This window comes from gamma proteobacterium symbiont of Scutellera amethystina (genome assembly GCF_059730845.1).
Genome location: NZ_AP035936.1, coordinates 340,730 through 365,943 on the forward strand (window position 1 = coordinate 340,730; position 25,214 = coordinate 365,943).

The window sequence follows — 25,214 nt, forward strand, 5'->3', positions numbered from 1 at the left end:
TTATTCGTTAATCAAAGAGCGAAATGATCAGACCACTGTTTCAGAATGCTGTGGTAAGGCTTAATAAACTGCTCTTCGGTAAATTTACCCTGCTCAATCGCCAGGCGGGTACGCTCTTCGCGATCGTAAACAATTTTGGTCAGCGAGTGATCCTGATGATACAGGTCTGGCTGATATTCAATGCCCGCCGGTGAGTTCGCATTGTAAATCTCCGGGCGGTAAATTCGCTGGAAAGTTTCCATGGTACTGATGGTGCTGATCAGCTCCAGGTTACTGTAATCACTGAGCAAATCACCGGCGAAGTAGAAGGCGAACGGCGCCACGCTGTTGGCCGGCATGAAATAGCGCGCCCTGAGTCCCATTTTGGCGAAATAGAGATCGGTCAATGAAGATTCATTTTGCTGATATTCAATGCCCAGCACCGGATGCTGATTACCGGTACGACGGTAAATATTTTTGCTGGAGACGCTGAGGCAAATGACCGGCGCTTTGCGGAAGTTGGCTTTATACGTCTCTGAGTTGACAAAATGGCGGAAAATATTGCCGTGCAGCACGCCGAAGTCATCCGGAATACTGAAACCGGAACGGCCTTTATTATGCTCGGACAGCAGAACGCTGAAATCATAATCACGCACGTATGAAGAGAAATTGTTGCCGGTGATGCCTTCAATGCGCTCACTGGTTTTTTTATCAACAATATTGGTTTTCAGGATCTCAATCGCCGGAAAGCTTTTGCCCTCGCCGCCTGCACCCAGATTCATTTCCACAGAGATGATATCCAGTTCAATCGCATAACGATCGCCTTTCGGGTTGTCCCAGTTTGCCAGCGAATTGAAACGGTTGTTCATCATGATCAACGCGTTGCGCAGATTCTCTTCACGATTGCTGCCGCGCGCCAGGTTGGCAAAATTGGTGGTAATGCGCGTATCTTTGGAGGGATTGTAATTCTCATCGAAGCGCGTGCTTTTTATACTAAAGGTAAAATCATTTTTCATCGCGAGCGGGCATCCTGATTTCTGCTTGCAACCTGAAGCGGTTCTCTCCTTTGCAGGATTTCCCAAATCGTTTACAGGATTGCAAATTCAGCAGTGGTCATATTGTCGAAAATATTTAACATGACCTTAGTTATGCCAGAGTCCCCGCGTGAGGAAAAGTGATTAAATTTCAAAGCAAGATGAACTAAATTCATGATGATGCCTTTGCGGCTGTGCGATGCTGGAAAAGGCGATTTCTGACTAAATAAGCAGTAAAATCATGTGATAAGGCGGTTCGCATTACTGCTAACCTCCAGCCTGACAGCCAGCCGGCCATTTGTCAGTTGAAAAATGTTCACCTTGCTCTTTTTGCACTGACTTTCCCCGCTATCTATCCTGGATTTCACCGGGTAAAATAGCTGACTTCATATAATTGGCATTATATGAAGTCAGGATCCGCAGGATCATCACCTTTGGTTAACATGATGCAGTGTGTCTGCGCCACATCGTGCATAAAAAACCGGCACCGCTACGTTAAATCTGGCGGGTGATGACCCTGCTACATGCACAGAATTCACGTAGCGACGTCATAAATTAATGAGTAAAACGGACACCCTGCCCGGGATTACCGCCAGCCCGGCCCTGATGCACAGTGCTGATGAGGATATTGCTGAACGCCTGAGAGAATTTGTCAGTGATAAAGAGGCGTTTTCTGATAACACGTGGCGACAGTTGCTGAGCGTTATGCGGATCGGCAGCCGCTGGGCGACTGAACATGGCCGGCAATTTTTACCGATGGATCCTGCCGATCTGCGTGATTACCTGCTGTGGCTTCAGGCATCGGGACGCGCCTCTTCTACCATCGCGACCCATGCTGCATTAATTTCCATGTTACACCGTAACGCCGGTCTGGTGCCGCCCAATGTTTCGCCGCTGGTGTTTCGCGCAGTGAAAAAAATTAATCGCAGCGCGGTGATAGCCGGTGAACGTGCCGGCCAGGCCATCCCCTTTCGCATTCGCGATTTACTCACGCTGGATCAGCACTGGGCGGGCTCTGACCGCCTGCAACAGCAGCGCGATCTGGCATTTTTGCATGTGGCTTACGCCACGCTGTTACGCATCAGTGAACTGAGCCGCCTGCGGGTGCGTGACATTTCGCGCTCGGCCGATGGCCGTATCATTCTCGATGTCGCCTGGACCAAAACCATTGTGATGACCGGGGGACTGATTAAGGCACTCGGCGATCTCTCATCACAACGGCTGACCGAATGGCTGGTGGTATCCGGGCTGATCGCAGAACCCGACGCGTTCATTTTTGGCCCGGTGCACCGCGCCAACCAGGCGCAAATTGTCTGCGATAAGCCGCTCTCGACTCGCGCGCTGGAGGATATTTTCGTCCGCGCCTGGCGTGAAGCGGGACCAGGCACCGGCGTGCAACCCAATAAGAATCGTTATCGCGGCTGGTCGGGACATAGCACCCGGGTCGGGGCCGCCATCGACATGGCCAGCAATAAGTACAGCACCGCGCAGATCATGCAGGAAGGCACCTGGAAGAAGCCGGAAACGGTGATGCGCTATATTCGCCACGTTGATGCCCATGCCGGGGCGATGGTGGATTTGATGAATGGGCACCTTTAATCACGCGGCTTTGCTTCATTGCCATACCTTTTAGGGTATCTAACAGGCCAATCTTAGTATTGGAATCAACGCTCACCCTGCTTCTAAGATAAATTCAGCCCGGAAACTGGCGGATTATTAACCGATAGTCAGAGGTGAACAACGATGAATAAACCCATTGCAAAATTAAACGACACCCCGGTACGCCGCGGTGGTGATGTCCTGCTGGAAGTGTTAGAGAGCGAAGGCGTTGAGTATGTGTTCGGTAACCCAGGTACGACTGAATTACCGTTCATGGACGCCCTGCTCCGAAATACCAACATCAACTATGTGCTTGCCTTGCAGGAAGCCAGTGCGGTTGCGATGGCCGATGGTTACGCGCAGGCTGCCGGTAAGCCCGGTTTTCTCAATCTGCACACGGCCGGTGGTCTGGGGCACGGCATGGGCAATCTGCATAATGCAGTTTGCTCGCAAACGCCATTAGTGGTGACGGCTGGCCAGCAGGATTTACGCCACAGCATCACCGATCCCCTGCTGCTGGGGGATTTAGTGGGTATGGGTAAGATTTTTTCCAAATGGTCGAAGGAAGTCACCAGCGTTGACCAGCTGCCAATCCTGGTGCGCCGTGCTTTTCATGATGCGGACGCCGCACCCAAAGGCCCGGTTTTCCTCTCTTTACCGATGGATGTGATGGAAGCCATGAGCTCCGTTGACATCGGCGCGCCGTCTAACGTTGATCGTAAAGCGGTCGCAGGTTCACTGCCGCTGTTAGCCAAAAAGTTAGCCGCCTTCACCCCTGGCAAGGTCGCGATTATTGCCGGCGATGAGATTCATCAAAGCGGCGCGGCTGCGGAAGTTGTCGCACTGGCTGAGTTGCTGGCCGCTGACGTTTACGGCTCAACCTGGCCGAATCGGATTCCGTATCCCACCGCGCATCCTCTGTGGCGAGGCAATCTCTCTACTCAGGCGACGGACATTGCCAAAGCGCTTGATCAATACGATGCAATCTTTGCGCTCGGCGGTAAATCGCTCATCACCATCCTCTATACCGAGGGGCGTGCCGTGCCGGAGCATTGTAAAGTGTTCCAGCTCTCAGCCGATGCCGGCGATTTGGGACGAACTTATCGTAGCGAGCTCTCAACTCTCGGCGATATTAAATTATCGCTGGCGGTGCTGCTACCTGAGCTGAAAGAGGCTACCGCGCATAATCGCCCGGATTATCAGCGTCGTTTCGCGGCTGCGGCAGCACAGTTCGAACAAACCAAAGAGAACTTATTACAGTCGGTACAAGAGCAGCAGTCGGCCACGAAGATCACGCCATTGATCGCCGCATTTGAGGCCGCGCGCGCTATTGGTCCGGATATAACAATTGTTGACGAGGCCATTGCGACCTCACAATCGCTGCGTAGATCGCTGTCGAGTAACAGAGCAGATCAATATGCTTTTATGCGCGGTGGCGGTCTGGGCTGGGGAATGCCCGCTGCAGTGGGATATTCCCTCGGACTGGGCAAAGCCCCTGTTGTCTGTTTTGTGGGGGATGGTGCGGCAATGTATTCGCCTCAGTCGCTGTGGACCGCCGCCCATGAGCAATTGCCGGTAACCTTTATTGTGATGAACAATACTGAATATAATGTTCTTAAGAACTTTATGCGGTCTAAAGAAGATTATACCTCGGCGCAAACCAATCGCTTTATCGCCATGGATTTGGTAGATCCTGTGATTGATTATCAGGCACTTGGCACCGCGCTGGGGCTGAAAACGCGTAAGATTGAGGTGGCTTCACAGATCGCTGCGGCTGTCGAGGAGGCTATCGCCAGCGGTAAACCCAGCCTGATCGAAATCGTGATTGCTAAGAACTGATGCGGGTATCCGTTGCCGTGCTTAACTCCTCTGCGAGGGCACGGCATTGGTTAACAAAGTGTTCCAGCGCTGGATTTTTATTACCAGAAGACCACATCAGGATATTTTCGATGGTATTTGCGTCCGCAATTTTCCGATAATTAATGCCTCTTATCTGCGCTGTCGCCATACTTGCCGGAATGATGGCCACCCCTAATCCATGAGCGACGAAATTAACGATGGTTTGCTGGACTGAAACCTCAACGCCAATGTGTGGACTAAAACCGGCTTTCAGACATTGATTAAAAATTCTGTCATAAAGCAGCGGCGACATAGGGCGAGGCACAATGATAAACGGGTCATTGGCCAGCGTTTCCAGGGCGAAATTTTCGACATTAGCCTGGGGATGATCCGCAGGAAGCGCGACAATTAACGGTTCACGCAATAACACCAGCGAGTTAATCGCGGAGCTGGTGACTTCCGAAAAGCTGATCGCAACGTCCAGCCGCCCATCCTCCAGCGCAGCGTTTAACCCGGTCGGGATCATTTCCTGGAATTGCAGATCAATACTGGGATAATTCATTCTGTGTTTCATGACCAGTTGCGGCACAACACTGTACGATGCGTACATGGTTGCGCCCAGCTTAATCAATCCCATTTGCCCTTCTGAAACAGCCTGCACATTACTACACGCCTGCTGCATCATTCTTAATACGGCGTAAGCATCTTTTAAAAATTGCTCGCCGGCAAAGGTAAGTTTCATGCCTTTGGCATTACGGGTAAACAGTTTCGCACCCACATCACGTTCGAGCTGGGCTATTTGTCTGCTTAGCGGTGGCTGCGAAATATTCAGCTTTTCTGCTGCCCGGCCTATATTCCCCACTTCTGCCACGGTACAAAAACTCATTAGCTGATTCAGTGTTGGCTTCATGACTGCGCTTCTCACGCATAATCTGACAATAGATTAGGTCAGTGAATCACAAGTTGGCCGATAAGGCATAGCAATTCGCCATATTGATCCCCATAACGCCGCTGAGGCTGGAATGCCCGGCTGATTACGCAGCGGGTTCCTCACCATACTGTGACTGCGCGTACCCGGCAAAGCGCCGGATCTCCGGGTTAGCAGCGCCGGTTTTCCAGCACAGGTAGAGTGCCGTTGTGACATCCTGCTGCGCCAGCGGCAGCAGTGCCACATCCTGCCGCAAAAATCTCTCCGGGGCGTGGGGGATGAAGGTCACGCCCAGCCCCAGCGCGGCGAGGTCGACGGCGGTGGCCACATCGCGCGCGCGGAGCACGCTGGCGGGAATCTGCCTGGCGGCGGCATAGAGATTAAGTACCGCGCCACCCAGCCCGATACCTTCCGGATCTTCCTGCAAAATCAGCGGTTCCGCCGCTAAATCAGCCAGCGTGACGCAGGTCTGCTGCGCCAGCGCATGGTCGTCGGCCAGCACCGCACACAGCGAGGTTTGATGCAGAATTTGCCGGCTAATCTGGCGACGTTCGGGCAGCGGCCCGCGCAGGATGCCGATATCCAAATCGCCGCTCTCCAGCAGGCTTAGCTGTTGGTTGACACTGTACTCAACGGGTTGCAGCGCGATCTGGGGAAAATCACGCCTGAAGGCACGGATAATTTTGACCAGCGCCGGCTCCAGCATAGATGTGCCCACATAGCCAATGCGTAACATGCCGCGTCGTCCGGCGGCCACCTGCTTAATCGTGTTCTGCAGATGCTCCACACGTTGCACCGTCTGCTGGACTTCCCCGAGCATCAATGCGCCTTCGCGCGTCAGACTCACCTTACGCTTGTCGCGCGCAAATAACTTCACGCCCCACTGCTGCTCCAGAGCCTGAATATGCTGAGACAACGCCGGTTGCGTGAGGTTAACCGCCGCCGCCGCCCGTGCGAAATGCAGCGTATCGGCGAGTGCCAGAAAAGAACGCAGCTTACGGTAATCCATGCCACACCTGATAAGTATTCGTTATTAATAAAAGCATAATACCAATTAGACCCTGATTAGCGAGCGCATTATCTTTGCCAGCAGAACGGCGACGGCAGAAACGCGCCGGAAATTTTTTGCCTTTCACAGGAGGCCTTATGCGCATCATTGTCGGCGTAACCGGTGCCACCGGTGCCCCACTCGCGCTGCGATTACTGCGGCAGCTGGCGGACATTCCGCATATCGAAACGCACCTCATTTTGTCACGCTGGGGAAAAGTGACGCTGGAACATGAAACCAACTGTTCTCTCAACGACATCAAACAGCTGGCCGATGTGTTTCATCCGGCCGGTGACCAGGCCGCGACTATCTCTTCGGGCTCATTTGTCACCGACGGGATGGTGATTATTCCCTGCAGCATGAAAACGCTGGCCGGTATCCGCAGCGGGTATGCGGAAGGGCTGATTGGCCGCGCCGCTGATGTCGTCCTGAAAGAGCAGCGCAAACTGATTCTGGTACCGCGCGAAACCCCGCTTAACACCATTCATCTGGAAAACATGCTGGCGCTGTCACGCATGGGCGTCAGCCTGATTACCCCTGTGCCGGCCTGGTACAACCATCCGGCCACAATCGCCGATGTGGAAAATCATATCGTGGGTCGCGTGCTGGATCAGCTTGGCATCGACACTGCTGGCGCCACGCGCTGGCAGGGTTTGCATCCCGCCAGTGATGACCAGACACTCTCAAACTAAGGAACAGCCTATGTCAAACACATCTCCCTCTTCACACAGCAGTGAGGTTTACGATCTGCGTTCTGCCATCGAAATGCTGAAACAATTTGATGGTGAGTATATTGAGACCGATGAACCAGTGAATCCCGAAGCGGAACTGTCCGGTGTCTATCGTTACGTTGGCGCGGGCGGCACCGTGATGCGTCCCACGCAGACCGGACCGGCGATGGTGTTTAATCACATCAAAGGTTACGACAACTTTCGCGTACTAATTGGTTTGCTGGCTTCACGGCAGCGCGTGGCGCGCCTGCTAGGAGTGCCGAAAGAAAAGCTGGCGCATCTGTTGCGTTCATCGGTACACAACGCCATTGCGCCGGTGGAAATAAGCCAGCAGCAGGCGGTTTGTCAGGAAGTGGTGCACCTCGCCACGGACGACGGTTTTGATATCCGCCGCCTGCTGCCCGCGCCAACCAACACGCCTGAAGATGCCGGCCCCTATTTCACCATGGGGATGTGTTATGCCGCCGATCCGGAAACCGGCGAACATGACGTCACTATTCACCGCTTGTGTGTGCAGGGCAAAGATGAGATCTCGATGTACTTTGTGCCGGGCCGCCATCTTGATCAGTTCCGCATCAAGGCTGAGCAGGCGGGCAAAGCGTTGCCGATTACCATCAGTATTGGCGTCGATCCGGCCATCGAAATTGGTGCCTGTTTCGAGCCGCCGACCACACCGCTCGGTTTTGATGAGCTGGCGATAGCCGGGGGCTTGCGCGGTCGGGCGGTTGAGCTGGTTAAGGGTGTCGCCGTTGATGCCCGCGCCATTGCCCATGCAGAGATCGTGATTGAGGGTGAACTGGTGCCGGATTATCGCGTACAGGAAGATCAGCATACCCATAGCGGCAAAGCGATGCCGGAATTCCCGGGTTATACCGGTGAAGCGCAGGCGGCAGTGCCGGTGATTAAAGTCAAAGCCGTGACGCACCGCAAAAATCCCATCCTGCAAACCTGCATCGGACCGAGCGACGAGCACACCAATCTGGCCGGTATCCCGACCGAAGCCAGCATTCTCGATATGGTTGAGCGTGCGTTACCCGGTCTGGTGAAGAATGTGCATTGCCCTTCGCCGGGGACCGGGAAATATGTTGCGGTGCTGCAAATCAATAAGCGCGGCCCGCAGGATGAGGGACGCCAGCGTCAGGCCGCCCTGCTGGCTTTCTCGGCCTTTTCAGAGCTGAAGCACGTGTTCCTGGTCGATGAAGATGTTGATGTGTTCGACTTAAATGACGTGATTTGGGCGATGACCACGCGTTATCAGGGCGACGCGGATACCATCTTTATTCCCGGCGTGCGCTGTCATCCGCTCGATCCCTCACAGGATCCGGCCTTCAGCAATTCGATTCGCGCCCATGGCATTACCTGTAAAACCATTTTTGACTGTACGGTGCCGTATGACCTGAAACACAATTTCCAGCGCTCGCAGTTTATGGAAGTCGATGTTTCACGCTTCATTCCAGGTTTTAACCGTTAATCACTCACCGCCCGCCAGGCCTGCGCCTGATTGCGTCCGCTATGCTTGGCCTGGTACAACGCCGCATCAGCATGTTCGATCAGGTTGCCGGCCTGATCGTCATGCCAGGTGGTCGCACAGCCTGCGCTGAGCGTCACCTGCGCATCGGGCAGTGCGGAAGCGGCGTGAGGCAGATGCAGGTCAGCAATTGCCTGTACTGCCTGACGCGCAATATTCAGCGCTGCATGCTGATCGGCACCAGCGAGGATGATGGCAAACTCTTCGCCGCCATAGCGCGCGACCATGTCGCTCTGCCGCAGCTTGAGGCGTTTGAGCGCGTCGGCCACCTGGCGTAAACAGTGATCGCCTGCCACATGCCCGTAGCGATCGTTGTAGTGTTTGAAGTAGTCAATATCCATCAAAATCAGCGACACAGGTGCTGATTTTTCCCGCAGATGATGCAAAGCATTCTGCAAAAAGCGGTCAAACTGTCTGCGGTTAGCCAGACCGGTCAGCCCATCAAAAAACGCCAGTTGATCCAGATGGTGATTGGCATCGGCGAGGTCGTTTTTTAATTTGAGCAGCGCTTCCTGATAATGCTGGCTATGCCGAGCCTGACGAATGACAAACAGTCCCAGCAGGATAATCGCGACCAGCAGCGCCACGTTCAGGGAAATATCCTGCAGTCTTCCTTTCACCCAGCGCAGATACAGATTGCGCTTGTCGTAACCGGCCGCGACGACCAGCGGATAGCGTTCTGAGCTGGCGAAGCCGAAGATGCGCACCTGGCCATCCAGCGCCGCGTTCCACTCGCCGCTGCCGCGATCGGCTTTCACCAGCATCTGCTGGAACAGATGGCTGGCGGAGAGACTCTTGCCGATATAGCTGTCGGGCATCGGACGGGCATAAAGCACTGTGCTGTCTGCCAGCATCAGTACCAGCACGTCGCGCGGCCCCAGTTCGTAGTAACTGTAAAAACGGCGGAAATAATCCACTTTAATGGTGGCTAACAGGATGCCTTTAAAATCACGCGCGGCATCGCTGACGCGCAGGGAAACCGGAATAACCAGATCGCCAGTGCTGCGGCTGCGAATCACCGGGCCGATGTGCAAACTGTCACGGCTATTGTTGCGGTGATAGCGGAAATATTCACGGTCAGAGTTGTTGGTGCCCACCGGCACGCTGCGCGTGGAGGTGGCGATCCAGCGGCCCTGCTCATCATAGTAAAACAGCCCATGCAGCTGCGGCAGACGGCTTTGCAGATCGCGCATAATCTGGCTCAGATTGGCGGCGTTGAGTTTTTCCAGCGGCTGCGCCTGCAGGTCGCGCTGCACTTCACGCAGGGCCAGTTCGGTCTGGAGCACGGTATCTTCCGCCTGACGTGACTGTGACAGGGAAAGATTGACCGCCATCTCTTCCGTCTGGCGCACCGCGCCGTGCCAGTCTTCGCGCAGCGTCCACAGGGTGAGCGCAATGATCGCGCATATCAGCAATCCGCCGGACAGCAAAATACTGCGCAGCAGCGAGGAACCTGAAATGATTGCCGCTTCATTTTTCCTTTTAAACGTCATGTTTCACCCTGTTGCCGTGTCAACGCTAAGTTAAGCACATAATCAGCGACGGGATTTTCAGGATTAAAGGCGGTAATGATGTCATGCGTGGCAATAGCCGCTGGACGACGAGTGGATGCTGCATAAATCGCCAGCGATCAGTTCGCACAACCCTGGATTGAACGCGGTGAACTCAGGCAGGTGCTGAGCGAGTGGTCTGCAGTGTTTTCAGGGCTTCATCTCTATTACGTTAACAATCCCCATATGTCGGCCTCGCTGAGAGCGTTTATTGATCAGTTAAAATCCTTTGTCGCGACGAGGCGTTGAAATCAGCCAGCGCCATGCTGTTTGTTCAACTACGAATATTAAATCACGCTAATCATTATCCCTGCTATCGTTCCGGTTGTTACCGCCGGTATTTTCTCCCCTGTAACGCGCCTTATCCCCTGCCGCCACGCTTTTCTGACGATCTAAATTTGCAGCAAAAATTTATTCAATCATTAAATTATATTTATTATATTAGCGAAACTTTAATGTGGACTGGTTGAGGATTACAGTGCATTTAACAAGGAAATCAGTGATTAGCAGCGCTATCTCTGATGGCGTACTGACAAAAAGAACCCACAGAATGTGCAGGATACTTAATGGTATCGATCAGCGCATTAGCATTACACCGGCAAGCGGATTGATTGACTTCCTTAAAGGGATGGAGGTGACCAACGAACAGTACCGGCGCAGTGGAATCGTTAAGGAAAAACGCTCAATTTTTCTCTATAACGAAGGGCTGCTGAATCCGGAAAGCACGCTGTTTCTCGCCCGCAAAGGCCAGGATATCCTCGGCACGCTAAGCGTCATCGCCAATCACAATAACTGTCTGCCGTGCAGCAAACTTTTTCGTGAAGAGATGGCCGCCCTGCAGCTGGAAAAGCGCAAAGTGGTAGAGCTTGGCACGCTGTCGGTACGCTATCAGGCAGACAGTGAAAACATCGTGTTTATGCTGTACCTGAAAATCATGATCTACACCATTTTCATTGAACAGGTGGATGACATCTTTATTCAGGTTAAAGAGAAGGTTGCTGCGTTTTACGAGCGCAATTTCCTGTTCAAACAGGTCGGCGGCACCAAAAAGCACCCGGATTACAGTGACCTTAACGCCGCACTGCTGCGCGTGGATGTGAAAAGTATCCGCGACAAAATTTATGAGCAGCAGTGTTATGGCCCGATGGGCTGGCTGCGCATGCTGCGTGAACTTGGTTTACTGCAGCACTACCGCACGCTGAGCCAGCAGTGCCACAGCTGCCCGCGCTTTACGCCGGATCAGCGGGACGCGGAGCTCTATCAATATTTGTGTAATCTGTGACGGCGCCAGCCGTCTCTGCACCGTTTTCGATTTTCACACAGATCACTTGCCGGCATGGCTATCCACGTCGTGCTGCAGGAAGAGATCTTTTAGCCATTCGATGAAGACCCTGACTCTGGGTGATAGCTGTCGGTTGCGCGGATACAGGACAGAGACGGGAGACGGTTCAGGTGGAAAGGCTTTGAGCAATTCGACGAGGGCTCCCGTCTTCAGATCATCTTCCACGTGATAACGCGGCACCTGGATGATGCCGAGTCCCATGCGCGCCACGGATACAAAGGTATCAGCCGCATTGACGGTAATTGAAGTTTTGATCGTCGTGGTGATGCGCTTGCCGTCCACCCTGAATGCCAGAGGGAGTATGCCGCTGCTGCCCGTGGTGCGAAATCCGATCATCCTGTGGCCGGAATGCAGTTCATCCGGATCCGACGGAAGCCCGAACCGGGAGACGTAACCGGGCGAAGCGACCGTGACCTCTTCCAGCGTGGCGACGCACCGTGCGATCATATCGCTGTCCTGCGGCGTTCCGACACGCAGGACACAATCAATTCCCTCACGCACCAGATCGACCAGCCGGTCACCCTCGCTCAGATAGATTTCGATATCAGGATAAGCTTCGAGAAAACAAGGAAGATGCGGCAGAACAAAATGTCTTGCCAGCGTGCCATGAACATCGACACGCAACAATCCCTTCGGTCGGGCGCCGGCAAACGCCCCCTCGGCATCCTCGATATCGTCCAGTATAGAAACGCAGCGCTTGTAGTAGGCTTCACCGTCCAGCGTCGGGCTGACGTGACGCGTGGTGCGTTCCAGCAGCTTAATGCCCAGGCGCGACTCAAGTTGCTTAATCGCGTCCGTTACGGTCGAGCGTGGCAGGCCGAGGTCTTGCGCCGCCCTTGTGAAGCTGCGGCGCGCTACCACACGCGTGAAAACGCGCATCGTATCAATTCTGTCCATGGCATTGTTCGTCATTATCGGATTCTGATACCAGATAATGACTGATTATCCGGAAAGGATACAGTGCTAGATTTTCTCCATGTTCAGGCGCGATACCGCGCGAAAATGGGAGAATATCTATGTCTGTTTCAGAGAAAGTTGCAATCGTAACCGGTGCATCCCGCGGAATTGGTGCCGCCATTGCCAGGCAGCTTGCTGCGGACGGCTTTGCCACCGTGGTGAACTATGCCGGCAACGCAGAGGCTGCTGCCGCCGTGGTTGAGGAGATCGAAGCCGCCGGTGGCAGAGCCATCACCGCGCAGGCGGACGTTGCTGATGCCAGCCAGGTCAAACGCATGTTCGATTTAGCCGAATCTGCGTTTGGTGGTATTGATGTGCTCGTCAATAATGCCGGCGTAATGATGTTGTCTCCGCTGGCCAGCGCCGACGATCAGAGTTTTAGCAAGCAGATTGACATCAATCTTAAGGGGACGTTTAACACCCTGCGCGAAGCGGCAAACCGCCTGCGCTCTGGCGGGCGCATCATCAACTTCTCCACGTCGGTTGTCGGGCTTAAGCTTGAGAATTATGGCGTCTATGCCGCGACCAAGGCGGCCGTCGAAACACTGACAACCATCATGTCCAAAGAGATGCGCGGACGCAGCATCACCGTCAATGCCGTCGCGCCCGGTCCGACTGCGACCGACCTCTTCCTCAATGGGAAAAGCGATGAACTGATCGCGCGCATGTCCAAAATGAATCCGCTGGAACGCCTCGGCACCCCTGAGGATATCGCTAATGTCGTTTCTTTCCTCGCCGGACCACAGGGCTGCTGGATGAACGGACAGATCCTGCGCGCCAATGGCGGAATGGTCTGAGCCGCAAACTGCAGATTGAGTCAATGGAGTACTGTTATGTCTCAGAAGATTATCCTTGTGACCGGATCTTCAAGCGGCTTCGGTCGCCTGACCGCCGAAGCGCTGGCGCGTGCTGGTCATACCGTTTATGCATCAATGCGGGGTATTGCGGGCCGTAATGCCGCAAATGTCCGCCAGTTAAACGAACTTTCCACGCGGGAAGGAATTGACCTTCGGCCGCTGGAACTTGATGTTCAGTGCGATAAATCGGTTGATGCTGCCATTGAAACGGTAATATCCGACGCCGGAAAGCTTGATGTGGTGGTACACAATGCTGGCCACATGATGTTCGGTCCGGCCGAAGCCTTCACGCCAGAGCAGTTCGCCCAGCAATATGACGTTAACGTACTGGGAACGCAGCGCGTCAACCGGGCCATACTGCCGCATATGCGCTCCCGACGTGAAGGCCTGCTGGTCTGGATTTCCAGTTCCAGCGTGACCGGCGGCACACCGCCCTATCTGGCCCCTTATTTTGCCGCCAAAGCGGCGATGGATACGCTTGCCGTTCAGTATGCGCGCGAGCTCAGCCGATTCGGCATTGAGACGACAATCATCGTGCCGGGAGCCTTTACCAAAGGGACCAACCATTTTGCCCATTCTGGAAGTCCTGCCGACACCGGGCGTGTCGCGGAGTATGAAGCAGGTCCTTATGCCGGATTCGGCGATGTTGTGCAAAATGCCTTTGCGGGGATAGTGCCGGAGGATGCCGATCCCGCGCGCGTTGCAGCACAGATTGCCGATGTTGTCGGTATGCCGTTTGGTACGCGTCCATTTCGTGTGCATAACGATCCGTCCGAAGACGGCGCGAATATCGGCTTTGCGGTCATCGACCGTTTGCGCGCCGAAATGCTACATCGGGTTGGATTGTCCGACCTTCTGACGCCAGCGAAAGCACCGTCGTGTGAAGGGTAACAGTCGTGACTGGCGGGATCGCTCGCCGGTCGCTTTACCATATAAACAGGAGCGCCGGAAATGCACACCGTTGTCATCCTTATCTGTGGCTTTGCGCTATTTGGCATCTTCCTGACTTTTGGATGGCTCTGGCATTTAGGGCCCTTTCCCAGTGAGTTAACCACGAAAAGTTTCATCGCCGTCTGGGTGGTAATCGCATTCATCAACATGTGGACAGGTATTAACAAAGCCGGCTATGCGTTCAGTGAAGAATTGTCCGTACTGCCGTTCGTGTTGCTGCCGCCGGTCATCGCTGCCGGTTTCGTGCTGTTTCTCTGGTAAATCGATTACAAGTAACCAGCAAGTCAGACGAATGACGTAAGCTGCTGTTTCAAAGTTAAATTAACTAACATCGAAACATGATTCACAGATGGCGATTTATCGCCTGTTTTCGGGTAAACTCACTGGTGATGTTATGGTGAATTTTAAGGATGAAATCCATGAAAATTAGCGAAGAATCACTGCTGGAGTCCGGCTTCAGTCATAAAGATCTCCAGAAAATTAAAAGCAATGTGGAAAATTTCGGGGGAACTCTTGATGAAGTGGTTCAGGATTTAGCAAAACGATTCAATGTAGCTAAGTGGATAACTATTATTGCTTTTTTAATCCTGATTTTTACATCTGTTTTATCTACAAAAAATAACACTCTCTCTCTGGCTTTTGCGTTAATTGTAGGGTTACCTTTTATCTGGTATTTGACGCCCGCCAAACTCGCTTTTAAAGCCTGGCGGTATAAAAAACATGCTTCCGGGATTAAGGGCGATCTGTAATTGTCATCAGATCAAAAATAACTTTGGCCTTCACGCCGTATCCAACAATTTTCATGGTTAGTTTTGGCCGACTTAACGTACTGACTTTCCTGTAATAATCGATGGGCATATAGCGAAATAGCCTCCATGCTCCAGGCTTTCTTATTAAGCCTAAGATGCTGTAAGCGTTAGCAATAAGTGAGATTGATTTATATACGCCTAATCCACTTTTAGAACTAAAACCCATAAATTCAGCCGTAGACATAGCAGCATTGGCAGCGAACCCTTCAGATGAAGAATCATGAAGTACCTGATGGCTAAATTCTTTACTAAGGCCATTGAATCCATCCACAACGAGTATTGCGCCAGCCAGCACACCCAATGGATTAGCGCTAGCCAGTAGCGTTGTTCCTAAAGCTATTTCTGCGCCCGAAAGCACTACATTCACAGCAGAAATCACATAACCGACAATTTTGTTATTTTCCCGGACGAACTCCACTTTAGCGTAAAGTTTCGCAGTATTCCTGCGCAGCATTTGCCCCTGCTCTGCAAGATTTTCGGTCTCTGCCCTGAGATTTTTTACGCAGGCCATGCACTCTTCATCAGACTTTGCGCGCCGGGCAATCGAGAACTGCTCTTCAATCACATCCCTTATTTCCTGCACAAACTGGAGTCGCGTAAGTCCATCCCTGATGTGAAACCCGGCTTCACGGTTAGCCGTTTCAATCAGCTTACGGGCTTCAAGATTGACCATCGATTCTGCCCAGGCCCTGTTGCGCCCATTTGAACGCATCATTGCGAGTAGTGCTTCATCCATTTCACAGTTCCTTTGATTAGCCAATAATTCGATAATACTTAATCAAATCCCTCTTTAACATGAGGAGTTATTTTGGGCCGCTGGGTTTACGCCTGTCCAGAATTCCTTAGCGTTAGCTTGCATTCTGTTGAGCCTCAGCCCCTGGTTTGAATAAATGGCGCTAGTCAGCCTTACCGGCACGTTAGCCGAATCAGGCACCATTACATTAATCACTAATAGTATGTTGTAATTAATGTGTGTCATTGCCGCTTACATCTGGCATTGCTGCAAATCCGGCTGCAGCTCCTATGCTGTAGGGAGTCATTAACGTGCGGATATGAGGTATGCATGAGTTTACTGTTTAGCGCGACGCAGCTTGGCGAGTTGTCGCTGGAAAATCGTATTGTGATTGCTCCGATGTGCCAATACTCAGCGGAAGAAGGTCAGGCAACGGCCTGGCACCGCATTCATTTGGGCCAGCTGGCGCTCTCTGGCGCGGGACTGCTGATTATCGAGGCGACGGCAGTGGAAGCCATTGGCCGTATCACGCCGGGCGACCTGGGGTTATGGGACGACGCGACAGAAGCCGCGCTGGCCAGCGTGCTGCAGGACGTACGGCGCTACGCTACCCTGCCGATTGGCATTCAGTTGGGTCACGCCGGGCGCAAAGCGTCCTGTGCTGCGCCATGGCAAGGCGGTGCGCAGCTCTCTGAGGAACACGGCGGCTGGCAAACCGTGGCGCCGTCTGCGCAGCCGTTTGAAAAGGATGAACGTCCGCCGGCCGCACTGAGCAAACAGGATCTGGCGCAGCTCAAAAAAGCCTTTGTCGATAGCGCCCTGCGCGCGGTACGCATCGGCATTCAGCTGGTCGAACTGCATGCTGCGCACGGCTATTTGCTGCACCAGTTTCTGTCGCCGCTCAGCAACCAGCGTGACGATGAATACGGCGGCTCATTAGAGAACCGACTGCGTTTCCCGCTTGAGGTATTTAAGGCGCTGCGCGCTGCGCTGCCGGCGGAAATCCCGGTTGGCGTGCGGCTTTCCGCCACCGACTGGATCGAGGGCGGCTGGGATAATCAGCAATCGATTGTTTTCAGCCAGCAGCTCGAAGCCGCAGGCTGCGCCTACATTCACGTCTCCAGCGGGGGCCTGGCACCGCAGCAGCAAATCAGCGTGGGCCCTGGTTATCAGTTGCCGTTCGCCCGCGAGATTCGCCAGCAGGTCTCGATTCCGGTGATTGGCGTGGGGCTGATTACCGAACCGAAACAGGCCGAGCAGGCGCTGCAGGAGCAGGATGCCGATTTGATCGCGCTGGCACGCGCGGTACTGTATGACCCACGCTGGCCATGGCACGCCGCCGCCGAACTGGGCGCGCAGGCCAAAGCGCCGCCACAGTATCTACGTTCCGAACCGCACGGCCTGAAAGGCACCCTGATCAGCAACCAGTAGTTCCCCTGACCGGCAGCCGCCCGGTTGCCGGTTCTGTTCTGGGAAATTTCACAGATTTCAGCCCATTGTGCGCGACCGCACTGTTTTCGTCTTATGCTTTCCCGGCCAATTAACCAAAAGGAAGATGAGATGAAATTGCAGCATTATTTACTGGGCGGCGCGCTCTGTGCTTTCAGCGTGAGCGGCCTGGCCGCTGAGATGAAAAATCCCCTGAGCGTGCATGTGCTGAATCTGCAAACCGGCGTGCCGACCGCAGGTATTGAGGTCGAGCTGGATAAGCAACAGGGCGACAAGTGGGTGAAACTGGCGCAGGGCACCACCAACGAACAGGGACGTATTCCGGCGCTTTACCCGGCGGGCCAGAAGGCGCAGACCGGGATTTACCGCGTAATTTTTAAAACCGGTGACTATTACAAAAAAAACGGTCAGCCGACCTTCTTCCCGGAAATTCCGGTGATGTTCAACCTGGATAATGCCGATCAGCACTACCATATTCCACTGCTGCTCAGCCAGTACGGCTACTCCACCTATCGCGGCAACTAAGCAAAAAAGGCGCTGCGAACGGTATATTTATACCAGTACGTTTTGTTGAACCGTTGCCTCGTTAAGCGATTGAATCAGGCAGGAGAACCTCTATTTCGTTTCTCCTGCCCATTACAGGGTAAGCCTGTTTTTTTTCGACTGGTGTGATTGCTATAGCGTGCTGGCTGACGCATTAAAAACTGCCTGACTCAGCTTTCGCGCTGAGCTGGGTTCTGTGAAATCCAGCGCTCTGTTTTCGCTCTGCTTTCATCGGTTGCCGGGTTAAAGAGCATCATCGTTAAATCCGGCCTGCCTTCAACAGAAAAGGTCGAGAACTCCAGGGCAATCGTCCCCATTTGCGGATGATGCAGCACCTTAAACCCTTCGCCATGCCCGGCCACATCGTTGTTACGCCACAGGCGGGCGAAATCAGCACTTTGAGCGGATAGCTCCTCAACCAGTCGATCAATTTCCTCTGAAGCCCCCAGGCGCGCGGCATCCGCCCGAAAGGCGTTGACGATGAGACGGGCAACGCCCTCCCAGTCGTCTTGCATCCCCCGCGCTTCCTGATCGGTAAACAGCAGGCGCAGAATATTGCGCCGCGCGGGCGGAAGTTGCCCGTAATCCTTCAGCACAACCGTCGCCGGGTGATTCCATGCCACCACATCCCAGGTGGCGGTTTTAATAATCGCCGGAATCGTCAGGCTTTCCAGTACGCGTTGCAGCCGTGGGGTTATGCTGTCGGACCGACTTACCCGGTTTTCTGGCGGATGCCCAAACGCGAGGATAAACAGATGATCGCGCTCGGGAGACGTAAGCCGCAGTCCGGCAGCAATGCGGTTCAGTACCTCACGCGAGGGCGCTCCCCCGCGGCCCTGCTCGAGCCAGGTGTACCAGGTCGGGCTGATATTCGCGAGCTGGGCAACCTCTTCGCGACGCAGGCCCGGTGTACGGCGGCGGCCGGGCAAAAAACCAAACGAAGCCGGGTCAATTGCCAGACGGCGTGCCCTTAAAAACTCACCCAGCGGATTTTCAGAAAGCAGCGTCATAAATCACCCTGTTAATGTTTATACCCTGATAACCTCACTACTTTAATAGTAAAAGATCCGCGCTTACGCTGTCGCACTAAATCACTCAGGAGACAGGCTATGCGTATTTTTGTAACGGGAGCGACGGGCTTTATCGGCTCACGCGTTGTATCGGACCTGCTGGCTCGCGGCCATCAGGTGACCGGTCTTGTACGTTCAGAAGAAGCAGCTCAGCAGTTAAACGATAAGGGCGCCACAGCCCAGCGCGGTACGCTGGAAGATCCCCAGGCGTGGATTGCCGGCATTGACCAATGTGATGCGGTGATTCACACCGCTTTCGATCATGATTTCAGCCGTTTTGTCGACAATTGCGAAAAAGACCGCCGCGTTATTCGCGCGATTGGCTCTGTGTTGCAGGGCAGTAAGCGTCCGCTGCTCATCACTTCTGGTACCGGAATGGGTGATGACGGCAGCGGCCAGCCCGCTCTTGAGCAGAATTTCAACCCGGCACACCCTAACCCACGCGTCGCCTCGGAGCTGGAAGGCAATAAGCTCCTTGAATCGGGGATCGATCTTCGTGTGGTGCGTTTACCTCAGGTTCACAACAGCGAACGTCAGGGATTAATCAGCTATTACATCGCTCTTGCCAGGGAGAAAGGCGCGGCAGCTTACATCGGTGGAGGTGAAAACGCCTGGTGTGCGGCACACGTTGATGACGTGGCCGGGCTGTACGTAAAAGTGCTTGAGCAAGGCGAACGCGGCAAACGGTATCATGCGGTAGCAGAGGAAAGTATTGCCTCACGGCTGATTGCTGAAACCGTGGCAGCAGGCCTGGGGATTCCTGCCGTTTCGCTGAAACCCGATCAGGCCGCGGAGCATTTCGGCTGGTTCGCCGCTTTCGCCAGGCTGGATCTGCGTGCCAGCGGTGCCTGGACGCGTCAGCAGCTCAACTGGCAGCCCACAGGACCGGGTCTTATCGCTGATTTAAGCAGAGTGAATTATTCAACCCAGTCGTAGCCCCAGCGCCGGGTAGCGGCGCAATTCATTGCGCAATTTACAACGGTACGGCGAATGGATTAGCGCGATAAATCGCGCCGCTACAAGCTGGTGCTGTTACCGTAAGCGGTGCAATTTATCGCACAATTTACAACGGCGCGGTGGCCAGATTCGCGCGATAAATCGCGCCGCTACGAATACCTCTGAACCCCACGACTCTCGCCACTCAGGCCGCAGCAAATTGCGGTAACACACCCAGCCAGCTCAGCGTCCATGCCAGCACATTCAGCGCGCCGAAAAGCAGCACCAGACCAATCGCCAGTGGCGTTCGCGGCCGATCGGCGAAGCGCTGTTGCGCACGCCGCGCCAGCAGCGCCGGAATAATCACCGCCCACAGCGTGGCAAACAGACCGGCAAAACCGATGGCGGCGACGAAGCCATGCGGCCACCATAGCGAAGCGAGCAGCGGCGGCAAAAATGTCAGGCAGGCGGTTTGCAGCCGCGCGCGCGGGGAATGCCCCCAGCCGAGGCGGTCGGCGATGAAATCAAACAGACCTGCCGTCACGCCTAGAAACGAGGCAATCACCGCAAAATGTGAGAACACCGACATCACCAGCGACAACGCGCGCACGTGCAGATGATCGCGCAGCGCGGCCATCAGTGCGGCAATATCTCCACCCTGCTGCACGATGTCAGGAAACACAGCGCGCGGCAAATTCCCCATGGTGCAGACAATCCAGAACAGGTAAAGCGCCAGCGACATCAGCGTGCCCAGCACCAGCGCGCGTGTCACCGGCGACTCGCGGCGCTGATAATAACTCACCAGTCCGGTGATGTTACCGTGATAGCCAAAAGAGGCCAGACAGAACGGCAGCACGCCCAGTGCGTAAGGCCAGTAGCTGTCTCCCGGCGCGGCGGCAGCGAACAGCGAGGGCACGTCTACCTGGGTTAACAGCCCGCCGAACAGCAAAATCAATAGCAGGATTTTTGCCAGCACACAGAACGTCATCAAACGACTGACGCCGGTAGTGCCGAGCCACACCACGGCGGCGACACACAACGTCAGCGCGATTTTGGCCCCGGCGGTTGAGAGCGGCACGCCAAGCTGATTCAGCGAGTGCTGGTAAACCGGACCGCTGGCTGAAATATAAGCGTAGGTGAGAATGCCCAGTACAAAAAGGATGCTGAGGCCATTGATGCTGGCCCAGCCGCGCCCAAGTAAATCGCGCGTCAGCGTATCGTAGCCCGCGCCTGGCGGATAATGCAGGCTGACACGCATAAACAGCAGCCCGGAGAGCAGCATTGCGCCCCAGCTGATGCCCAGCAGCAGCAGCGCCCAGCCAAACCACGCTCCGGCCATCACGATCGGCAACGTAAACATACCGGCGCCCACTACCGTCCCACAAATGATCATGGCGCCCCACCATACCGAGGGCTGGCGGCGCGCCATTACGCTCTCCGTCATCACACTTTTCCTTGCACAACATAAAGGCGGCGATGATACACGGGATCGCTAACAAATGTGAGGCGCGGGCGGTGACTGACGGGAAGATGGCTGTCAACAGGTGACAATGTCACATAAAGGCGCACCGGTTAGGGTGCGCCAGCCGCGATGTGGCGGGATTAACGATAAAAAGCCGGACGTGGCGGCATGGTAATCGGGACAATGTCACCGTTGTTCTGTGCCGCAACACAGGCATCGGCCGCCACGGCGGCGGCATAGCCGTCCCACGCCGACGGGCCTGTCATTTTGCCCGACAGCACGTTGTTAATGAAATCCTGCAGCTCAACGTCATACGCAGCGATAAAACGTTTTTTCCAGTCGGTCAGAATGCCAGTGGAGAGCTGCGCCGCGTGGCGGGTTTGCACCGACATTGGTTCAGGCAGGCGGGCAATGCCGCTCTCGCCAACCACCTCACACTGAATGTCGTAACCATAGGCGCAGTTCACGAAGATCTCGACATCAATGCGGATGCCCTTCGCGGTTTCCAGCAGCACAATCTGCGGATCCTTCAGGTGCGATGACGCGTGGCGGGTCTTGCGTGGGTAAATCACCTGCGCGCTGACATAATCATCGTTCAGCAGCCAGCGCAGCACGTCGAGTTCATGGATCAGCGTATCGGTGATCGCCATATCGGTGGTATAAGCATCGCCGACCGCCGGATTGCGGTGCGCGCAGTGTAGCATCAGCGGCTCACCCAGGGTGCCGCCGTCGATAACCGCTTTCAGCGCGCGATAGCCGCTGTCGTACGGTCGCATAAAACCCACCTGCACCAGTTTTTTGCCCGCGGCAATTTCCGCTTCGACGATATTCATACAGCCCTGCGCGGTCACCGCCAGTGGCTTCTCGCAGAATACCGCTTTGCCGGCTTTGATGGCTGCCAGCACAAACTCTTCATGCGTCGGGCCCCATGAGGTAACCAGAATGGCCTGCACCTCCGGCGCGGCGATTAAATCGTGCGCGTTGTCGTAAATCTCCGCCTGCAAGCCGAGCTCGCTAATCACCTGCTCACAGTTGCTGCGATTGATATCATTAAGCGCGACCACGCGCGCATGCTGCAGCACCTGGCTGCAACGACGAATGTGTTCACGGCCGATAGCGCCAGTGCCGATTACACCAATATTGAGTGTCATGCGAGGTTCCTTCAGCGAAATGCCGGATTGGTTAGTGGTTGAGGTAGTCAATGCTGCTGCGGATTTCGCGCGCAATATCCTCAGCGCTCCAGCTCTCCATCACCGACGAAAACGGCTCAAAAGCATAAACACCGCGATAGCCCATCTCTTCCAGGCGCTGCACCTGCTCGCGGGATTTCAGCAGGTCATCCGCGCTCAGCATGATGCGCTCTTCGTCGGTGAGTTGATGAGTCGGGCGCGCATCCGTTACGCCAGAGAGATGCACCAGGCCGATGTGATTCACGTCTACGCCACCGGCAAAATCCTGTTCGGCGCCTTCGTACAGGTGATGATGGAAGGTATCCAGCACGATGTTAAACGGCACGCCGGCCTGAGCGATAAGCTGCTGCGCCAGCGCGGCGGAGCGCAGTGAGCTCTGCGGAAAACCGAGCGGTTCAACCAGCCCGGCAACACCATATTCGGCAAACAGCGGCGCCAGGATTTGCAGCGCCTGTACGGTTTGCTCATTACTCACCGGCGTCCCATCATTGAGCGGACAGAGCACCAGCGCTTTCGCCCCGGTGGCGCGCGCATCGGCTAACAGCGCGCGCGTTTTTTCCAGCACCGCATCATCTAACTGATTGAAGGGATACACCGCGTTGATGGTTTCGATCTCAAGCTGATGCTGCGCTGCCAGACGACGCACTTCCTCACCGCCTGCGCCGTCGGTCACGCTGCAGCTTTTCATATCGTTGCGTATTTCAACTTTATTTAATCCCAGTTGTTCCACCAGCGCGAAGAATTCCGCCATGCTGAGATGAGGGGCAATTTTACGGTTAACACAGAATCGGTCACTGCTTATTTTGTAGGTCATGATCTTTCCTGGATAATAATCACTGGGTAAGGTTCTGTTTGCTGCAAGGTACTGACATGCCCTGATAGTAAGTTATCTTTTTTGCCCGCTCTGCGGCTTCTTTGAGTGATTTACATCAGCCTGAGCGCAATCTGATCGCCCTCACATTTAGCCTTTGCCGTCATACAGTTCATAGAAATAGTGTTCGACCTGTTCCAGGCTACGCCCTTTGGTTTCCGGGATAGCACGCAGTACAAACAGGGCGCCGCCGATTCCGATCACAGCGAAAGTCAGGAAAGCGCCAGCCAGGCCAAAGGCGGCCAGCAACAGCGGGAAGGCCATGGAAATGGCGAAGTTGGCAATCCACAAGGCAAAAACGGCACCGCCCATGCAAATGCCGCGCATGCGCGCCGGAAAGATTTCCGACAGCAGCAACCAGGTGACCGGTGACAGCGCGCCCTGCTGAAAACATAAAAACATCAGCATTCCGGCCAGTACCAGGTAGGCCCGCAGCAGATTAACCGCACCACCGGCGTGATACTCTGGCATGAGCAGACACACCGTAGCGATAAAGAACAGGCAGGCGGTACAGCCCATCTGCCCTATCAGCACCAGCGGACGACGACCAACCTTACCGATTATCACGATCCCCACCAGCGTCATGATTACCGAGATCACGCCGTTGGCGATGGTGGCGAACAACGCCGCATCGTTGCTCAGGCCGGTAGCAGTGAGCATGGTTGGCGCGTAGTACATGATGGTGTTCACACCGGTCAGCTGCTGGATGGCGGCAATGCCAATTCCCAGTAAAAACACTTTGCGCAACCATGGCGTGCGCAGGTCACGCAGGCGACCTTTGCCTTGCTGGCGATGCTCTTCGATGGTCTCTTCGATCTCCTCCAGCTCCCACTCTACATCCTCCGCCGCCCGGGTTTTCTCCAGCACCCTGCGCGCGCCAGCGGTGTTGCCGCGCATGACGTGCCAGCGTGGACTTTCCGGCATAAAGATCATTCCGATCCACAACAGCACGGCGGGTACGGTGGAGATGGCCAGCATCCAGCGCCAGGTATGTTCGCCACCCCAGATTTCATTGAAAGTGGCATTGGAGACATAGGCCAGCAGCTGGCCAGAAACAATCATCAGCTCCTGCAGCGTCACCAGTTGACCGCGTTTATTCGCCGGGGCAATTTCCGCGATATACACCGGCACAGTGGCAGCCGCCCCGCCAACGGCAATACCAAGAAACAGGCGTGACGCAATCATCGTCACCACATCAGGTGCGAAGGCAGAGCCGACCGCGCCGAGGGCAAAAATAAAGGCCAGCGTGATGATGATTTTGCGGCGCCCGAGGGCATCCGCGAAGTGCCCTGCCAGCAGCGCGCCAAAGGCAGCGCCAAACAACAGTGAACTGGTCACCAGCCCGGTAGTGAACGGCGTGAGATGTAAATCACTGCGCATGAAGAGCAGCGCACCGGATACCACGCCGGTATCGTAACCAAACAGCAGCCCGCCGAGTGTCGCCACCAGCGCGATGATTTTTACGAAGGGTTCGGTTTTTGTTGTGCTGTTGGGGCCGGACGCGGGGTTGGTGGAGAGATAAAGTTCTTTTTCCATAATACCTCCTGGTAAAAAATGCGTTTGGAAAAGCATCAGAACAAAGCAGCGCGTCCAGGCTATCGGCATTTTTATTTCATGTTAATTTATATTTGAAACCTGCTTTTCAAATTGTGAGTTCAAGCCTTTTGACCGGTTTATTTTGATGGATTTACATCAGCCGAAATAAGGAGAATGAAGATCGGGCGAGGTGGTTATGGAAGCGCAGCAGATCGGCCCCTTTACGCCGGGAGCCGCCACGCTTTGTGATCAATCGCGCAACAACTGCACAA

General features: G+C 54.7%; 23 protein-coding genes. 12 read left to right on the forward strand and 11 right to left on the reverse strand.

Annotation, left to right across the window (positions count from 1 at the left end; all coding sequences use genetic code 11):
- Window positions 1-11: 11 nt before the first annotated feature.
- Entirely contained in the window at window positions 12-995 is a 984-nt protein-coding gene (locus AC6I79_RS21595; RefSeq protein ID WP_498027889.1) for a DUF1852 domain-containing protein, read from the reverse strand.
- 576 nt (window positions 996-1,571) lie between these two features.
- Here AC6I79_RS21595 and AC6I79_RS21600 point away from each other — a divergent pair.
- Together AC6I79_RS21600 and AC6I79_RS21605 are read left to right on the forward strand one after the other, a co-directional pair.
- Window positions 1,572-2,612 (forward strand): tyrosine-type recombinase/integrase, encoded by a 1,041-nt coding sequence (locus AC6I79_RS21600; protein WP_498027890.1) that lies wholly within the window; start codon window positions 1,572-1,574, stop codon window positions 2,610-2,612.
- Window positions 2,613-2,756: 144 nt separating this feature from the next.
- The gene (locus tag AC6I79_RS21605; RefSeq protein ID WP_498027891.1) at window positions 2,757-4,451 is read left to right on the forward strand and encodes a thiamine pyrophosphate-binding protein; all 1,695 of its coding nucleotides are present in this window, start codon (window positions 2,757-2,759) and stop codon (window positions 4,449-4,451) included.
- Here the strand turns inward: AC6I79_RS21605 and AC6I79_RS21610 are convergent.
- Both AC6I79_RS21610 and AC6I79_RS21615 read right to left on the reverse strand, forming a co-directional pair.
- Window positions 4,441-5,361, reverse strand: a complete 921-nt coding sequence (locus tag AC6I79_RS21610) for a LysR family transcriptional regulator (protein ID WP_498007463.1) — start codon at window positions 5,359-5,361, stop codon at window positions 4,441-4,443. The two genes, AC6I79_RS21605 and AC6I79_RS21610, sit on opposite strands and share 11 nt — an antisense overlap.
- A 124-nt stretch (window positions 5,362-5,485) precedes the next feature.
- The gene (locus AC6I79_RS21615; RefSeq protein WP_498027749.1) at window positions 5,486-6,388 is read right to left on the reverse strand and encodes a LysR family transcriptional regulator; all 903 of its coding nucleotides are present in this window, start codon (window positions 6,386-6,388) and stop codon (window positions 5,486-5,488) included.
- Between the two features lie 137 nt (window positions 6,389-6,525).
- On the opposite strand from AC6I79_RS21615, the gene AC6I79_RS21620 reads away from it, so the two are divergent.
- Entirely contained in the window at window positions 6,526-7,119 is a 594-nt protein-coding gene (locus AC6I79_RS21620; RefSeq protein WP_498027750.1) for a UbiX family flavin prenyltransferase, read from the forward strand.
- Window positions 7,120-7,129: 10 nt separating this feature from the next.
- Window positions 7,130-8,629 (forward strand): UbiD family decarboxylase, encoded by a 1,500-nt coding sequence (locus AC6I79_RS21625; protein ID WP_498027751.1) that lies wholly within the window; start codon window positions 7,130-7,132, stop codon window positions 8,627-8,629.
- Here the strand turns inward: AC6I79_RS21625 and AC6I79_RS21630 are convergent.
- Window positions 8,626-10,179 (reverse strand): GGDEF domain-containing protein, encoded by a 1,554-nt coding sequence (locus tag AC6I79_RS21630; RefSeq protein ID WP_127834907.1) that lies wholly within the window; start codon window positions 10,177-10,179, stop codon window positions 8,626-8,628. The genes AC6I79_RS21625 and AC6I79_RS21630 overlap by 4 nt on opposite strands.
- A gap of 607 nt (window positions 10,180-10,786) precedes the next feature.
- Here AC6I79_RS21630 and AC6I79_RS21635 point away from each other — a divergent pair.
- Window positions 10,787-11,518, forward strand: a complete 732-nt coding sequence (locus AC6I79_RS21635; RefSeq protein ID WP_498027752.1) for an N-acyl amino acid synthase FeeM domain-containing protein — start codon at window positions 10,787-10,789, stop codon at window positions 11,516-11,518.
- 42 nt (window positions 11,519-11,560) lie between these two features.
- Here the strand turns inward: AC6I79_RS21635 and AC6I79_RS21640 are convergent, their stop codons facing one another.
- Window positions 11,561-12,475, reverse strand: coding sequence for a LysR family transcriptional regulator (locus tag AC6I79_RS21640; protein ID WP_211724748.1), 915 nt, complete (start codon window positions 12,473-12,475; stop codon window positions 11,561-11,563).
- 119 nt (window positions 12,476-12,594) lie between these two features.
- On the opposite strand from AC6I79_RS21640, the gene AC6I79_RS21645 reads away from it, so the two are divergent.
- From AC6I79_RS21645 to AC6I79_RS21660, 4 genes are all read left to right on the forward strand, one after another.
- Window positions 12,595-13,332 carry an SDR family oxidoreductase gene (locus AC6I79_RS21645; protein ID WP_498027753.1) on the forward strand — a complete coding sequence of 246 codons (738 nt, stop codon included), beginning with the start codon at window positions 12,595-12,597 and terminating at the stop codon, window positions 13,330-13,332.
- A gap of 36 nt (window positions 13,333-13,368) precedes the next feature.
- Entirely contained in the window at window positions 13,369-14,283 is a 915-nt protein-coding gene (locus AC6I79_RS21650) for an SDR family oxidoreductase (protein ID WP_275029258.1), read from the forward strand.
- A gap of 60 nt (window positions 14,284-14,343) precedes the next feature.
- Window positions 14,344-14,604 (forward strand): hypothetical protein, encoded by a 261-nt coding sequence (locus AC6I79_RS21655; RefSeq protein WP_104187340.1) that lies wholly within the window; start codon window positions 14,344-14,346, stop codon window positions 14,602-14,604.
- A gap of 158 nt (window positions 14,605-14,762) precedes the next feature.
- Window positions 14,763-15,092 (forward strand): hypothetical protein, encoded by a 330-nt coding sequence (locus AC6I79_RS21660; protein ID WP_238562058.1) that lies wholly within the window; start codon window positions 14,763-14,765, stop codon window positions 15,090-15,092.
- Here the strand turns inward: AC6I79_RS21660 and AC6I79_RS21665 are convergent.
- A complete protein-coding gene (locus AC6I79_RS21665) occupies window positions 15,076-15,888 on the reverse strand; it encodes a DUF4225 domain-containing protein (protein WP_021509394.1) in 813 nt (270 codons plus the stop codon). The genes AC6I79_RS21660 and AC6I79_RS21665 overlap by 17 nt on opposite strands.
- 327 nt (window positions 15,889-16,215) lie before the next feature.
- Here AC6I79_RS21665 and AC6I79_RS21670 point away from each other — a divergent pair, with 327 nt between their 5' ends.
- A complete protein-coding gene (locus tag AC6I79_RS21670) occupies window positions 16,216-17,316 on the forward strand; it encodes an NADH:flavin oxidoreductase/NADH oxidase (protein ID WP_125310924.1) in 1,101 nt (366 codons plus the stop codon).
- Between the two features lie 129 nt (window positions 17,317-17,445).
- Window positions 17,446-17,859: a hydroxyisourate hydrolase gene (uraH, locus tag AC6I79_RS21675; RefSeq protein ID WP_125310926.1), complete on the forward strand. Its 414-nt coding sequence runs from the start codon at window positions 17,446-17,448 to the stop codon at window positions 17,857-17,859.
- Window positions 17,860-18,047: 188 nt separating this feature from the next.
- Here the strand turns inward: uraH and AC6I79_RS21680 are convergent, their stop codons facing one another.
- Window positions 18,048-18,887 (reverse strand): helix-turn-helix transcriptional regulator, encoded by an 840-nt coding sequence (locus tag AC6I79_RS21680; protein WP_021509391.1) that lies wholly within the window; start codon window positions 18,885-18,887, stop codon window positions 18,048-18,050.
- Between the two features lie 99 nt (window positions 18,888-18,986).
- Between AC6I79_RS21680 and AC6I79_RS21685 the strand changes: the two genes are divergently transcribed.
- Window positions 18,987-19,883 carry an SDR family oxidoreductase gene (locus AC6I79_RS21685; RefSeq protein ID WP_264443851.1) on the forward strand — a complete coding sequence of 299 codons (897 nt, stop codon included), beginning with the start codon at window positions 18,987-18,989 and terminating at the stop codon, window positions 19,881-19,883.
- Window positions 19,884-20,088: 205 nt separating this feature from the next.
- Here the strand turns inward: AC6I79_RS21685 and AC6I79_RS21690 are convergent, their stop codons facing one another.
- From AC6I79_RS21690 to AC6I79_RS21705, 4 genes are all read right to left on the reverse strand, one after another.
- Window positions 20,089-21,327 (reverse strand): aromatic amino acid transporter, encoded by a 1,239-nt coding sequence (locus AC6I79_RS21690; RefSeq protein ID WP_498027754.1) that lies wholly within the window; start codon window positions 21,325-21,327, stop codon window positions 20,089-20,091.
- 158 nt (window positions 21,328-21,485) lie between these two features.
- The gene (gene iolG / locus AC6I79_RS21695) at window positions 21,486-22,496 is read right to left on the reverse strand and encodes a bifunctional inositol 2-dehydrogenase/D-chiro-inositol 1-dehydrogenase (RefSeq protein ID WP_498008257.1); all 1,011 of its coding nucleotides are present in this window, start codon (window positions 22,494-22,496) and stop codon (window positions 21,486-21,488) included.
- Window positions 22,497-22,527: 31 nt separating this feature from the next.
- Window positions 22,528-23,349, reverse strand: a complete 822-nt coding sequence (locus tag AC6I79_RS21700) for a TIM barrel protein (protein WP_498027755.1) — start codon at window positions 23,347-23,349, stop codon at window positions 22,528-22,530.
- Window positions 23,350-23,496: 147 nt separating this feature from the next.
- On the reverse strand, window positions 23,497-24,942 hold the full coding sequence (locus AC6I79_RS21705) for a sugar porter family MFS transporter (RefSeq protein ID WP_166719174.1): 1,446 nt from the start codon (window positions 24,940-24,942) through the stop codon (window positions 23,497-23,499).
- Window positions 24,943-25,214 lie beyond the last annotated feature (272 nt).